Origin of the sequence: Streptomyces sp. NPDC005393 (genome assembly GCF_040606675.1) — a bacterium.
Classification (GTDB): domain Bacteria; phylum Actinomycetota; class Actinomycetes; order Streptomycetales; family Streptomycetaceae; genus Streptomyces.
This window is the reverse complement of the sequence record NZ_JBEXFG010000052.1, coordinates 1-12438: the sequence shown is the minus strand read 5'-3', so window position 1 is coordinate 12438 and position 12438 is coordinate 1. Positions and strand designations below refer to the sequence as shown.

Here is a 12438-nt window from a genome sequence, read left to right as displayed (position 1 = left end):
TTCCGCTGCCTAGCGTGGTCAATCCTCAAACTCTGGCGTCTGCCCGGACACTGCCCCGCCAAACCCACCCACGTTTCGAAACGGTTTCCCGTCTATGTCCGAAAGCACAGTTGTCGTCTTCGGCGATCAACCGCCCGTCCGCCTGGACCGGCTGGCCGGCCGGGCCAAGGTCCTGGTCTGCGACGAGGATTCCCTACCCGAGCTGCTGCCCGTCGCGGATGTGCTCCTGGTCTGGGACTTCACCTCCGACGCGGTCCGCGACGCCTGGCCCGGCAAGGGGCCCAGGCCCCGCTGGGTGCACACCGCGAGCGCCGGGGTGGATCGGCTGCTGTCCCCCGAACTCATCGCGTCCGACACGGTGCTGACCAATGCGCGCGGCGTCTTCGAGCAGCCGATCGCCGAGTACGTCGCGGGCCTGGTCATCGCCATGGCCAAGGACTTCCCCGGAAGCTGGGAGCTCCAGCGGCAGCGCCGCTGGCAGCACCGGGAGACGATGCGGCTGGCCGGGTCGCGCGCGGTCGTCGTCGGCGCCGGCCCCATCGGCCGGGCGATCGGCTCCACCCTGGCCGCGCTCGGCGTGGTGGTCGACCTGGTGGGGCGCACCGCGCGGGAGGGTGTGCACGGCGGCGACGAGCTGCCCGAGCTGCTCTCGCGGGCCGACTGGGTGGTGTGCGCGGCGCCGCTCACCGACGCCACGCGCGGGATGTTCGACCGGACCGCCTTCGACCGGATGCGGTCCACCGCCCGGTTCATCAACGTCGGCCGCGGCCCGCTGGTCGTCGAGAAGGACCTGACGGCGGCCCTGGTCGCGCGGCGCATCGGCGGTGCGGCGCTGGATGTCTTCGAACATGAGCCGCTGGCCGCCGACGACCCCCTGTGGGATGTGCCGGGGCTGTTCGTCTCGCCCCATATGAGCGGCGACACGGTCGGCTGGCGCGACCATCTGGCCGAGCAGTTCGAGGACAACTACGACCGCTGGTGCGCGGGCGAGCCGCTGCTCAACATCGTCGACAAACGCCTCGGCTACGTACCGGTGGACTGAACGCACGCCCTGAACGGAGAGCCGGATGACCGACATTCACGACCTGACAGCTGTTCAACTCGTGGCGGGGTACGCCTCCGGCGATCTCTCTCCCGTCGAGGCGGCCCGCGCCGTGCTCCACCGGATCGAGCAGATCCAGCCGGAGGTCAACGCCTTCACCCGGGTGGACGCCGAGGGCGCGCTGCGGCAGGCGGAGGAGTCCGCGGAGCGATGGCGGCGCGGCACTCCCGCGGGTCTGGTGGACGGCGTGCCGGTGTCGGTGAAGGACATCCTGCTGCTGCGCGGCGCCCCCACGCTGCGCGGTTCGCGGACCGTACGGGCCGAGGGGCAGGCGTGGGACGAGGACGCGCCCTCGGTGGCCCGGCTGCGTGAGCACGGCGCGGTGTTCGTGGGCAAGACGACGACGCCGGAGTTCGGCTGGAAAGGCGTCACGGACAGCCCGCTCCACGGGGTGACCGGCAATCCGTACGATCCGCTGCGCACCGCGGGCGGCTCCAGCGGCGGCAGCGCGGCCGCGGTCGCGCTCGGCGCGGGTCCGCTGAGCCTGGGGACGGACGGCGGGGGCTCGGTCCGTATCCCGGCGTCTTTCTGCGGCGTCTTCGCGCTGAAACCCACCTATGGGAGGGTTCCGCTCTATCCGGCGAGCGCCTTCGGGACGCTGGCCCATGTGGGCCCGATGACCCGGGACGCGGCGGACGCCGCGCTCCTTATGGACGTCATCTCCGGTCCGGACTGGCGCGACTGGTCGCAACTGGCACCCCCCGAAGGTGGTTTCCGCGACGCGGTCACGGCGGGCGGCGGATCCGTGGACGGACTGCGGGTCGCCTACAGCCCGGCGCTCGGCGGTTCGGCCGCGGTCGACCCGGAGGTGGCCGCCGCGGTACGGCGGGCGGTGGACCTGCTGGAGGGCCTGGGCGCGGTGGTCGAGGAGATCGACCCGGGGATCGAGGACCCGGTGGAGGCATTCCACACCCTGTGGTTCAGTGGTGCGGCGCGGGTGGTGCAGCCGCTGGGGCAGGAGCGGTGGGAGCTGCTGGATCCGGGGCTGCGCGAGATCTGCGCCCAGGGGGCCGCGTACAGCGCGCTGGACTATCTGGCGGCCGTGGACGTCCGTATGGCGCTCGGCCAGGTCATGGGGCGGTTCCACTCCGCGTACGACCTGCTGGTCACACCGACGTTGCCGATCACCGCGTTCGAGGCGGGGGGCGAGGTGCCCAAGGGGTCGGAGCACACCCGGTGGACGGGCTGGACGCCGTTCACCTACCCCTTCAACATGACCCAGCAGCCGGCGGCCTCGGTGCCGTGCGGTCTGTCGGCCGAGGGCCTGCCGATCGGGGTGCAGCTGGTCGGGGCGCGGCATGCGGACGCGCTCGTCCTGCGCGCGGCGCACGCGCTGTACGAGGCGGGGGTGGCGGACGGGGTACGGCCGCCGGCCGTCTGACGGCCGTCAGAGCGGCACAGAGCGCCGGACGGGCCGCACCCGGCCCGTCCGGCGGCGCGTTACGCCCGGCGGTGCGTCATGCCCGGCGGAAGCTCAGGGTCTCCCCCAACGCCCCGGCCCGCCACAGGTCCTGGCAGGCGTCCGCCATCCGGTCGAGGCCATCGACGACCGAGCCCCAGACGATGCCCGGGACCCAGCCCGCGTCGCCGTTGATGAGCAGATTGTTCCGCTCGTAGAAGAGCGCGAGATCGATGACCTGACGCCGCCCCTGGTGCTTGGCCTCCACCTCGTACCCGTACGACTTCGTCCCGAGCTGGGTGTCCGAGAAGGTGAAATAGCACAGGTCACCCGGGATGGGGGTGATCGTCGGGTTCTCCAGCGGAGGTTCCTCGGGGGCGAAGGGCGGCAGCAGCGCGTAGATCTCGTTGCGCGCGTACTTGGCGTGATACACATCGCCGCCCAGCGGCAGCGCGTTCCAGACCGCCTCACAGGTGATCGGCGCGCGGTCGTCGAGGAGTTTGGCCGTACAGGTCACCCCACGCTTGTCGAGCGAGACCTCGATGAACCGGTCGGCTCGGTCAACCATCGACATTCCTCCAGGTCGCTTCGGAACCATCCTGTCGTAGGGGCATACCCAGCATCGCCTGTATCAAGGGCTGAAAACGGTCCGCATATTTTCCGGGTGTTCGGGTAGCCACGCGCCCATGGCTCCACCACGTGGGAATGACATCGAAAGCAGAGAAAAAGGGACAAACCGACGATCACTTCTCGTCGGCGGTGCGGCCCTGGGTCTGCTGGGCGCGGTCGGCTGCAGCCGGGTGTCCAGCTCTGACGCCAAGGACGGAGGTAATCTGCTGGAGCGGCTGAGGTCGCAAGGCACGGTCCGACTGGGAATCGCGGGGGAGATCCCATTCGGCTACATCAACGAGAACGGCGACTTCACCGGCGAGGCACCCGAGATCGCGAAGGTCATCTTCAAGCGACTGGGAGTGGACAAGGTCCAGCCGGTGCCGACCGAGTTCGGCTCGCTGATCCCGGGGCTCCGCTCGCAGCAGTTCGACGTGGTCTCCGCGGGGATGTACATCAACCCCGAGCGCTGCGCCCAGGTGATCTTCTCCGATCCCGACTACCGCATGCGCGACGGGTTCATCGTGCGCAAGGGGAACCCGAAGAATCTCCATAATTACCACGACATCGCCAAGCACAAGGCCAAAATGGCCACCGGTACCGCTTATGCGCAGATCGGGTACGCGGAAGCCGCCGGGATCAAGCAGAGCGACATGCTGATCCTGCCGGATCAGCTGGCCGGGCTGCTGGCGGTGGAGCAGGGCCGGGCCGATGTCTTCGCGGGCACGACCGTGACCGTCCACAACGTGGTGAAGCAGCGGAACAGCCGGCGGGCCGAGGCCACCGAGCCGTTCCAGGCGATGGTCGACGGCAAACCGGACATCGGCGCGGGCGGCTTCGCCTTCCGCCCGGAGGAGACCAAGCTCCGCGATGCCTTCAACATCGAGCTGCACAAGATGAAGAAGAGCGGGGAGCTGCTGCGCATCGTGCGGCCCTTCGGCTTCACCAAGGAAGAGATGACCGATCTGACCGCCAAGGAGCTGTGCTCATGACAGCCGGGCTGTGGGAACACTGGCTTTTCCCGGGCATCTGGATCACGATCCAGCTGACCCTGTACAGCGCGGTCTTCGCCGCCGTCGTCGCGTTCGGCATCGGCATCGCGCGCACCTCCCCGCGGTGGATCGTCCGCTTTCTGACGGGCTTCTATGTGGAGGTCTTCCGCGGCACCTCGGCCCTGGTGCTGATGTTCTGGCTGTTCTTCGTCCTGCCGCTGGCCTTCGGGTACCAACTGGTGTCGATGTGGGCGGCGGTGCTGGCCCTCGGCCTCACCTATGGGGCGTACGGATCCGAGATCGTGCGCGGCGCGATCGCCGCCGTCGCCCCGGCGCAGCGCGAGGCGGCCATCGCGCTCAGCCTCACCCCCGCGCAGCGGATGCGCCGGGTGATCCTGCCGCAGGCGATACCCGAGATGATCCCGCCCTTCAACAATCTGCTGATCGAGCTGTTGAAGGCGACCGCCCTGGTCTCCGCCGTGAGCGTCGCCGACATCACCTTCGCCGCCCAGCTCTCGCGGCTGGCGACCGGTGACAGCCTGGAGATCTACGCGATCATCCTCGCCCTCTACTTCGTGCTGGCCTTCATCCTCACCCGGCTGATGCGACTGCTGGAGCGGCGTGCCAAGGCGGGCATCGGCCAGGGTCCGGTCAAGGAAGACAAGGGTCCCCTGGTCACCCGGAACCTTTCCGCCCGCCAGGAGACCGAGCAGTCGTCCAACATCATCACGTCGGGAGGTCCCTCATGACCTGGCACTGGGACGTGGCCAAGGACTTCTTCCCCGAGCTGGGGCACGGCCTGCTGATCACCCTGGAGGCGACCGCCCTGGGCTCGGTCCTGGCGTTCGCGCTCGGCCTGGTGTGGGCGATGGCCTTCCGTTCGCCGACCCGCTTCGTCCGCTGGCCGGTGGCCGCGGTCGTGGAGTTCATCCGCAACACTCCGCTGCTGGTGCAGCTGTTCTTCTTCTACTACGTGCTGCCGACCTGGGACATCAAGTTCTCGGCGCTGACCACCGGGGTGATCGCGCTCGGTCTGCACTACTCGACGTACACCGCCGAGGTCTACCGGGCCGGTATCGACGGTGTGCCGAAGGGCCAGTGGGAGGCGGCTACCGCGCTCAGCCTCTCCCGTGGCCGTACCTGGACCGCGGTGATCCTGCCGCAGGCGATCCGCCGGGTGGTGCCCGCGCTGGGCAACTACGTCATCGCGATGCTGAAGGACTCCCCGATGCTCGCGCTGATCGGCGTCGTCGACATGCTGCAGAAGGCGCGCGCGGAAGGCGCGACGTCCTTCCAGTACATCGAGCCCTACACGATGGTCGGCATCGCCTTCATCCTCATCGCCTATCCGGCTTCCCTTCTGATGCGAACCCTGGAGCGTCGTCTTGGCCACTGAAACCGACCACACGAACCCTGCCGTGGACGGCAGTGAACTGATCCGCTTCGACCGGGTGACCAAGCGCTTCGGCAGCAATACGGTCCTGGACAACCTCGACTTCTCGGTGTCCTCCGGTAAGCACGTCACCCTCATCGGCCCCTCGGGATCGGGCAAGACCACGATCCTGCGGCTGCTGATGACCCTGATCAAGCCGGACGAGGGCACGATCAAGGTCGACGGGGACTACCTCACCCATGAGGACAAGGGGGGCAAGCTGGTCCCGGCGGGCGAGAAGCACACCCGTGAGGTGCGCAAGAAGATCGGCATGGTCTTCCAGCAGTTCAACCTCTTCCCCAATATGCGGGTGCTGCGGAACATCACCGAGGCCCCGGTGCATGTGCTCGGCCTGGACAAGGACGAGGCCGAGACGCGGGCGCGGGAGCTGCTCGACCTGGTCGGCCTCGGGGACAGGTGCGACGCGTACCCCACGCAGTTGTCCGGCGGGCAGCAGCAGCGGGTGGCGATCGCACGGGCGCTGGCGATGCGGCCGCAGGTGATGCTGCTGGACGAGGTGACCTCGGCGCTGGACCCGGAGCTGGTGGCCGGGGTGCTGGACGTACTGCGTGATATCGCTCACACGACGGACATCACGATGCTCTGCGTCACCCATGAGATGAACTTCGCGCGGGACATCTCCGACGATGTACTGATGTTCGACGCGGGCCGGGTCATCGAGTCCGGGCCGCCGGAGAAGATCTTCACGGAGCCGGAGCATGAGCGCACACGGGAGTTCCTGAGCGCCGTTCTCTAGGCCACCGGACCCTTGATCGGGCGATTGCCCCCGCCGAGGACGGCGGGGGCATGCTCATGGCATATGCCAGAGCGATGCGCCGCTGCTGAGCGGGGCGGGGCTCGGCGGCAATATGGTCAACACCCGCTCCGAACGCGGCCCTTGGCGGCTATCGTGGTAGAAAGCCGCGCCGCGCGGGTACAGTGCGGGCTGTCCCACCGCCGTGACCTGCAGCGATGGCAATGACGCAAGCGGTCACAACCTGCGAGGGGGGAAACCGTGGCGCTCAGGCCCGAGCCGACCGCGCCGTTCCACTCGGTGCAGCACGCCCTCCGCATCCTGGAGGTCGTCGCCAAACACTCCTCCGGCGTGAGCGACGCCGCGATCGCCCGCGAAACCCGGCTGCCGGCGCACCAGCTCGCCGAGCTACTGCCGATGCTGCGCCGCGAGGGCTATGTGGAGCAGATCGCCGACGGGGGGTACGTCGGTGGCGAATCCCTGAGCCTGCTGGGCTCGGCCGGCTCCGGCCACGGTCACGCCGTCGAGACCAAGCTCCAGAAGGCGCTCACCGCGCTGCGCGACTCGGTGGGCGCGGCGGTCTACCTCAGCCGCTATGTCGACGGCGAAGTCAAGATCACCCAGTATGCCGACGGGCCGCGGATGCCCAAGGTCAATGAGTGGGTGGACTTCCGCTCCGCGGCCCATGCGATGGCGATCGGCAAATGTCTGCTCACCCAGCTCGACCACGACGGCCGCCGCGACCATCTCTCCCGCCACAAGACGGTGCGGCTCACCTCCCGCACGACCACCAGCGAGAAGGTGCTGTTCCGTAAGCTGGACAGCCAGCCCGCCACCGTACCCGTGCTTGACCTGCAGGAATACGCGGTCGGCACGGTCTGCGCCGCCGTCCCGATCACGGCCGGGCACTCGGTGGGCTGTCTGGCCCTCTCACTCCCCCTGGCCCACGCCCACCGACTGCGTCAGGCCGCCTACACCCTCAACCGGGAGGCGGCCCCGATGCTGCTCTCCCTCACCATCTGAGCCCGCGCCCTGCCCTGGATCGCGGTGGTCAAAACCACCTCGCGGACCAGGTAGTATTTATGTCGTCAGCAGGCGCCGCTAGCTCAGTTGGTTAGAGCAGCTGACTCTTAATCAGCGGGTCCGGGGTTCGAGTCCCTGGCGGCGCACCATGGCTTACGCCACTGACCTGGGGTTTCTCGGTTTTCCGAGAAACCCCGGTTGCGTTTCGCCTGGCGGGATGACGCGCTGGGGGACGTCAGCGATGCCCTTGCCATGATCGATTTCCTGCCGCGCTCCGGCGGGCAGCCCGTCAGCGGGCCCCGCCCCGTACCTCCAGCGAGCTCAGCAGCTCCCCCGTCGCGGCGGCGACCGCCTCGACAGCCCTGTCGAAGGCCGCAGCGTTATGCGCGGCGGGCCGGCTGAAGCCCGAGATCTTGCGGACGTACTGCAGCGCCGCCGCCCGCATGTCCTCCTCGGTCACCGTCTCGGCGTACGGCGGGCGGAGTGTCTTGATGGATCTGCACATACCGACGACGGTACGCCCGGGGTCCGACAGCGGCTATGCCGCTGGGCCGCCGCCGGCGCCGACACCGCCGCCGTCCAGCACAAACGCGCGCATCAGCTCCGCCAGCCGCCCCGGCTGGTCCTCGGGGATCAGGGTGTAGCTGTCGGGGATCTCGACAAGCTGCCCCTGTGGAAGGAGCCCGGCCAGCCGCAGACCGTGCTCCGGCGGCATGACGCGGTCCTCGGACGCCCACGCCACCAGGGCCGGGCGGTCGAACGTGCGCAGCGCCTCGGCCCAGCGCAGCAGCTCGTCCACCGGTGGTACGCCGCGTACGTATTTCCGCAGGTCGCGCCGGATCTCCGGGGAGGTCCACAGCGGCTGGAGCCATGCGTCCATCACCTCGGACGGCACCGGGCGCTTGGTCATCCAGCCCCAGGTCATCGGCAGCCGCCGCAGCGGCGCCAGCTTCAGCAGGCCGAAGGCGGCGCCCAGCCCGCCCGGAACCCTGACGGCGGTCCGCAGATTGGCGCCGGGAAGGCCCGGCGGGAAGTTCTCGAACGCCTCGCAGGAGGTGATCACGAGCTTGCCGATCCGCTCGTCGCGCCCGTCGGCGACCAGTGCCTGCGCCCCGCCCCAGTCGTTCATCGCCAGCGTGACGTCCGTGAGATCGAGCCGCTCCAGGAACTCGGCGACCAGCCGGGCCACCCCCAGCACCGACAGATCCGCGTCGGGGCGCATCGGGCGGCGATGGCCGCCGAGCGGAAGGGTGGGGACGACGCATCGGATGTCGGGGCGCAGCGCGGCGACCACATCGCGCCACAGCGAGCCGTCCATGGCGACGCCGTGCAGGAGCACGGCGACGGGCCCGTCACCGCCGGTGTCCTCGTACTCGATGGTGCCTGCCGAGAGTTCCACATCGAGGTGCGGCATAGCACCGACTGTACCCGCGCGGATCAGCCCAGCCGCAGACCGGCCACGGTCACCGCCGGCCGGGTCCGGTCGGCGGCCGGACCGCCGGGTGCGCCGTCCACGCACAGGGCGACGGCCGCGTGATAGCCGGGCGGCGCGTCGAGGTCGGCGAGCGCCCAGCCGTCCGGCCCGGGCGGTGCGTCGGCGGGCGCCAGCCCCTCGGCGATGCCGACATGGCGGCTGCTGATCCCGCCGGGCAGCCCCGTGCCGATGCCCTTGAGGTACGCCTCTTTCCGTACCCAGCAGCTCAGGAACGCCTCTTCCCGCAGCTCCTCCGGGAGCCCGTTGACCGCCGCCTGCTCCTCCGGGTGCAGCTGTCCGATCAGACCGGTCAGCCGGGTGCCGGCGCGCCGGGGATCCCGCTCCTCGACATCGGCGCCGACGGGCGCCCCGGCGACGGCGTAGAGCGCGGCGTCCCCCGCGTGGGAGAGGGAGAAGTGCAGGGTGCCGTGGCCCACCGCCAGGGCCGGGCGGCCGTGCGGCTCGTCGCAGCCCGGCATCCCGCAGGTCTCCCGGATGAACTCGACGTCCGCCGGGGCAATCGCGAGATACCCGCCGAGCAGCGTCCGCAGACCCACATGCGAGGTGACATAGCGCTCGCGCGCCGTCCCATGCCGAAGCCGCGCGGCGCGCTCGCGCTCCCGGGCGTCCAGCACCCCCTCCTCGGCGGCTGCGGCGGCGACGGACGACGGGATCCGCAGCAGCCATACGGCCACCTCGCCGGGGGCGGGACGGTCCTCGGGGCGGGGCAGGGCGCGGACCGGGCCCCAGCGCTCGGGCTCCCGCGTGGGTTCCACCGGGCTTATGAACGACACTGTTCCGCTTCCCCCGCTGCGTCGTTGGTCGTTGGCGGCCTCGCTCTGGCGTACCGCTCGCTCTGACGTACCGAAGGTACAGCGGCGCGCCCGGCACGCCGGGGGCGGCCCACCGCCGTACGAGGCCGCCACCGCCGGTCCGCCGCATCCCAACCCCCCTGCGGTGACGCCTTGTTGCCGACCGGGAACCCCCGGTGAGTTAGGACACGTTCGCCTCACGGCCGACCCGATCACAGGGCTGCCGCACTACGATCGCGCACGTCCGTGCACGATCGGTGATGGGGGTTTGCGACCATGGCGACGGGATTCCTGGCGAAGGCGGCCTCTACGGTGACCCTCCCGGTGGCGCCGCTGTACGGCGCCTTCCTCTCGTACTTCATCTATCACCCGCCCCGCAGACCGCATCACAAAAAGCCCGCCGACATGGGGCTGACCAGCACCGATGTCAACGTTCCGCTCGACGGCGGGAAGGGCCGCGGACTGCATGTCTGGCTCTGCCCCGGCGACCCCAAGCGGGTGGTGGTGCTCGGACACGGCCTGGGCCTCAGCAAATCCGCGAGCCTGGCGCAGGCACGGCTGCTGAGCCAGGCGGGCTATACGGTCGCCCTGTTCGACCACCGCAACCACGGCAAGAGCGTCGCCGACCGGGCCTGCTGGGGCATGAGCGACCGCCACACCGACGATGTGGTCGCCGTGGTCCGCCATATGCGCTCGCTCGAGGAGTACGCGGCGGCGCGCATCGCCATCTACGGCTTCTCCATCTCCACCTTCCCCTCGTTCTACATGCTCAGGCGGGGACAGGACTGCCCCGTCGACGCGGCGATCTTCGACAGCGGCCCGGCCCTGGAACTGGCCCCGTTGTTCCGCAACTTCGTCGCCGCCGACGGGATCCCGATCCCCGGCCCCCTGCGCACGGGCCCCTCCCGCAAGGTCCTGGAGACGGTCGCCTCGTCGGCAGCCGTGGCCATGCTGCGGGTCCAATGGCCCCCGCCGGCCGAAGGCGCGTACGAACGCACACCGATGCTCTTCCTGACCGGCGACCGCGACACCATGATCCCCGCCTCCGGGGTCCGCGCACTGGCCGACCGCTACCCCCTGGCCGAGGTGCACACCCTGCCGGACACCGAGCACCTCCAGGGCATCAAGACCCAGCCGGACATCTACGCGGACACGGTGCTGGGCTTCCTGGAGCGGACCCTGAAGGACTGACCTGGCCCGTGCCGCCTGTGGGGCGGTGGCGGCCCGGCCGGGTGCCGCCTTCGTTGTGGGCGCGCGTGGTGGGAGCATCGGCTCCCCTGGGCCCTGGCCAAGCCCGGAACCCCGGCTTCCAGGCAACGGGGGGAGAGGTCCGGCGCCGTGAGGGGCCCTCTGTTTTTCGCTTGACGTAGTAGTTGCGCCAGATCAAGCGTTTTTCGGGGCCCAACCGCCCCCGCGCGCTGGACGCGCGGAGTTGCGCGAGGCGGCTGCTGGTTCCGCGGTCCGGATCGCCCGTGCTTGCCCACTGCTCCGATGGTCTCAGGCAGGGGTCGGCCTGGCGTCGGCCCCCGCTGTCAAGCCAGGGCCGAGCGGCCGTACCCGGGGAGGCGACCGAGGGTACCGTTCTGATGTCGAGCAGAACGGAGTTCCTACGCCGCAGTCGGCGCGCAGGACATGGTCCGGTGACGGGGACGCTCGTGGCGAGCATCCCCTAGGTCTCCACGTGGAGCGGCGAGAAGCGTGTCAGCCGACGGGTCATCCAGAACCGGCGGGGCATCGCCTACGCCGACGAACTCCCGCACGACCGTGACAGCCGAGGGGCCCTGTGGGCCCGGCGCACCCTGAACAGAGGGCAAGGGAGGCCGCGGCTCGGCCACGTCCACCCCCAGCGGCAGCGCCGCGCCATGCGCAACCTCCTGTGCCAGGTATGCGCCGCCCCCACCGACAGCGACGGGCACGGCGTGCTGTACCTCACCGCGGACCGGCGCGGCGACTGGCCCGACTGGCCGGAAAGGCTGCTGACCACGCACCCGCCCCTGTGCCTGCCGTGTGCCAACAGGGCGGTCAGGTCCGTCCTGCCCGCACCTCCTGTCCGGGCATGTCGCCGTGCGATCCACGGCGTCCGAGATCTGCGCGGTCTACGGCAGGCGTTACCGACCCGGCCCGCTGCTGCCCGTCCCGGGTGAGAAGGCGATCGTGCAGTACGACGATCCCGCGATCCGCTGGGTCCTGGCCGGACAGCTCGTACGGTCGCTGCAGGGCTGCACGCTCGTAGACCTCTTCAAGGGATGAAGCAACCACTTGGCCTCCCCCGCCCCCGTTCCGCGGGGGAGACCAAGTTCGTGCAGAGTGCCGCGTTCGTGACGCCGCGCCCCAGTCTTCTGGCACGAAGATGCCATAGAAAGCGGCAGGCTCCGGCCCGCTGAGGGCTGGAGCCTGCCAATGTCGACCGGGTGGCGGCGGTCAGTCCTCGGGTGGCGGCGGTCAGTCCTTGATCTCGCAGACGACCGCGCCGGAGCTGACCGAGGCGCCGACGGCCGCGGTCAGGTTTTTGACGATGCCGGAGCGGTGGGCGTTCAGCGGTTGTTCCATCTTCATGGCCTCCAGGACGACGATGAGGTCGCCTTCGGCCACGGCGTCGCCCTCGGAGACGGCGACCTTGACGATGGTGCCCTGCATCGGGGAGGCGAGGGCGTCCCCGGAGGCGGCCGAGCCGGACTTCTTGACCGCCTTGCGCTTGGGCTTCTTGGCGCCCGCGCCCTCCCCGGGTGCCACCGTCAGGGCGAGTGAGGCGGGGAGGGAGACCTCGAGTCGCTTGCCGCCGACCTCGACGATGACGGTTTCGCGGGCGGTGGTCTCTTCGGTTTCGTCGGTGCCGGTGGG

At 70.0% G+C, this 12438-nt stretch carries 14 protein-coding genes and 1 tRNA gene; 10 read left to right on the top strand and 5 right to left on the bottom strand.

Annotation, left to right across the window (positions count from 1 at the left end):
• Window positions 1-94: 94 nt before the first annotated feature.
• Together ABZS71_RS30120 and ABZS71_RS30115 are read left to right on the top strand one after the other, a co-directional pair.
• A complete protein-coding gene (locus tag ABZS71_RS30120) occupies window positions 95-1042 on the top strand; it encodes a D-2-hydroxyacid dehydrogenase (protein ID WP_356215115.1) in 948 nt (315 codons plus the stop codon).
• A gap of 25 nt (window positions 1043-1067) precedes the next feature.
• Window positions 1068-2483, top strand: a complete 1416-nt coding sequence (locus ABZS71_RS30115; RefSeq protein ID WP_355855965.1) for an amidase — start codon at window positions 1068-1070, stop codon at window positions 2481-2483.
• 76 nt (window positions 2484-2559) lie between these two features.
• On the opposite strand, the gene ABZS71_RS30110 is transcribed toward ABZS71_RS30115, so the two are convergent.
• Window positions 2560-3069, bottom strand: coding sequence for a DUF3830 family protein (locus tag ABZS71_RS30110; protein ID WP_355855968.1), 510 nt, complete (start codon window positions 3067-3069; stop codon window positions 2560-2562).
• A gap of 118 nt (window positions 3070-3187) precedes the next feature.
• Here ABZS71_RS30110 and ehuB point away from each other — a divergent pair, with 118 nt between their 5' ends.
• From ehuB to ABZS71_RS30080, 6 genes are all read left to right on the top strand, one after another.
• Window positions 3188-4102, top strand: a complete 915-nt coding sequence (ehuB, locus tag ABZS71_RS30105) for an ectoine/hydroxyectoine ABC transporter substrate-binding protein EhuB (RefSeq protein ID WP_355855971.1) — start codon at window positions 3188-3190, stop codon at window positions 4100-4102.
• Window positions 4099-4851 (top strand): ectoine/hydroxyectoine ABC transporter permease subunit EhuC, encoded by a 753-nt coding sequence (gene ehuC / locus ABZS71_RS30100; protein ID WP_356215113.1) that lies wholly within the window; start codon window positions 4099-4101, stop codon window positions 4849-4851. The genes ehuB and ehuC overlap by 4 nt, the downstream gene beginning before the upstream one ends.
• Window positions 4848-5498: an ectoine/hydroxyectoine ABC transporter permease subunit EhuD gene (gene ehuD / locus ABZS71_RS30095; protein WP_355855976.1), complete on the top strand. Its 651-nt coding sequence runs from the start codon at window positions 4848-4850 to the stop codon at window positions 5496-5498. Before ehuC ends, ehuD begins: the two co-directional genes overlap by 4 nt.
• A gap of 22 nt (window positions 5499-5520) precedes the next feature.
• The gene (gene ehuA / locus ABZS71_RS30090) at window positions 5521-6291 is read left to right on the top strand and encodes an ectoine/hydroxyectoine ABC transporter ATP-binding protein EhuA (RefSeq protein ID WP_356215155.1); all 771 of its coding nucleotides are present in this window, start codon (window positions 5521-5523) and stop codon (window positions 6289-6291) included.
• A 258-nt stretch (window positions 6292-6549) separates the two neighbouring features.
• On the top strand, window positions 6550-7311 hold the full coding sequence (locus tag ABZS71_RS30085) for an IclR family transcriptional regulator C-terminal domain-containing protein (RefSeq protein ID WP_356215111.1): 762 nt from the start codon (window positions 6550-6552) through the stop codon (window positions 7309-7311).
• A 72-nt stretch (window positions 7312-7383) separates the two neighbouring features.
• Window positions 7384-7460: transfer RNA gene (locus ABZS71_RS30080), tRNA-Lys, on the top strand.
• Window positions 7461-7600: 140 nt separating this feature from the next.
• Here ABZS71_RS30080 and ABZS71_RS30075 read toward each other — a convergent pair.
• Genes ABZS71_RS30075 through ABZS71_RS30065 form a run of 3 tightly spaced genes read right to left on the bottom strand, consistent with a single transcriptional unit; the run spans window position 7601 to window position 9561 of the window.
• Window positions 7601-7816, bottom strand: coding sequence for a DUF2277 domain-containing protein (locus ABZS71_RS30075; protein ID WP_356215109.1), 216 nt, complete (start codon window positions 7814-7816; stop codon window positions 7601-7603).
• A gap of 33 nt (window positions 7817-7849) precedes the next feature.
• On the bottom strand, window positions 7850-8725 hold the full coding sequence (locus tag ABZS71_RS30070; protein WP_355855985.1) for an alpha/beta hydrolase: 876 nt from the start codon (window positions 8723-8725) through the stop codon (window positions 7850-7852).
• A 23-nt stretch (window positions 8726-8748) separates the two neighbouring features.
• Window positions 8749-9561: a 4'-phosphopantetheinyl transferase superfamily protein gene (locus tag ABZS71_RS30065; RefSeq protein WP_356215107.1), complete on the bottom strand. Its 813-nt coding sequence runs from the start codon at window positions 9559-9561 to the stop codon at window positions 8749-8751.
• 312 nt (window positions 9562-9873) lie between these two features.
• On the opposite strand from ABZS71_RS30065, the gene ABZS71_RS30060 reads away from it, so the two are divergent.
• The gene (locus ABZS71_RS30060) at window positions 9874-10788 is read left to right on the top strand and encodes an alpha/beta fold hydrolase (protein WP_355855991.1); all 915 of its coding nucleotides are present in this window, start codon (window positions 9874-9876) and stop codon (window positions 10786-10788) included.
• An 873-nt stretch (window positions 10789-11661) separates the two neighbouring features.
• Window positions 11662-11847, top strand: coding sequence for a hypothetical protein (locus ABZS71_RS30055; RefSeq protein WP_355855994.1), 186 nt, complete (start codon window positions 11662-11664; stop codon window positions 11845-11847).
• A 192-nt stretch (window positions 11848-12039) separates the two neighbouring features.
• Here the strand turns inward: ABZS71_RS30055 and ABZS71_RS30050 are convergent.
• A partial coding sequence (locus ABZS71_RS30050) for a biotin/lipoyl-containing protein (protein WP_356215105.1) occupies window positions 12040-12438 on the bottom strand: 399 nt, incomplete at its 5' end.

Bases quoted from the DNA above. Each gene is read 5' to 3' on its own strand.
- ABZS71_RS30120 (WP_356215115.1), top strand. From the start codon at position 95: ATGTCCGAAAGCACAGTTGTCGTCTTCGGCGATCAACCGCCCGTCCGC.
- ABZS71_RS30115 (WP_355855965.1), top strand. From the start codon at position 1,068: ATGACCGACATTCACGACCTGACAGCTGTTCAACTCGTGGCGGGGTAC.
- ABZS71_RS30110 (WP_355855968.1), bottom strand. From the start codon at position 3,069: ATGGTTGACCGAGCCGACCGGTTCATCGAGGTCTCGCTCGACAAGCGT.
- ehuB (WP_355855971.1), top strand. From the start codon at position 3,188: ATGGCTCCACCACGTGGGAATGACATCGAAAGCAGAGAAAAAGGGACA.
- ehuC (WP_356215113.1), top strand. From the start codon at position 4,099: ATGACAGCCGGGCTGTGGGAACACTGGCTTTTCCCGGGCATCTGGATC.
- ehuD (WP_355855976.1), top strand. From the start codon at position 4,848: ATGACCTGGCACTGGGACGTGGCCAAGGACTTCTTCCCCGAGCTGGGG.
- ABZS71_RS30075 (WP_356215109.1), bottom strand. From the start codon at position 7,816: ATGTGCAGATCCATCAAGACACTCCGCCCGCCGTACGCCGAGACGGTG.
- ABZS71_RS30070 (WP_355855985.1), bottom strand. From the start codon at position 8,725: ATGCCGCACCTCGATGTGGAACTCTCGGCAGGCACCATCGAGTACGAG.
- ABZS71_RS30060 (WP_355855991.1), top strand. From the start codon at position 9,874: ATGGCGACGGGATTCCTGGCGAAGGCGGCCTCTACGGTGACCCTCCCG.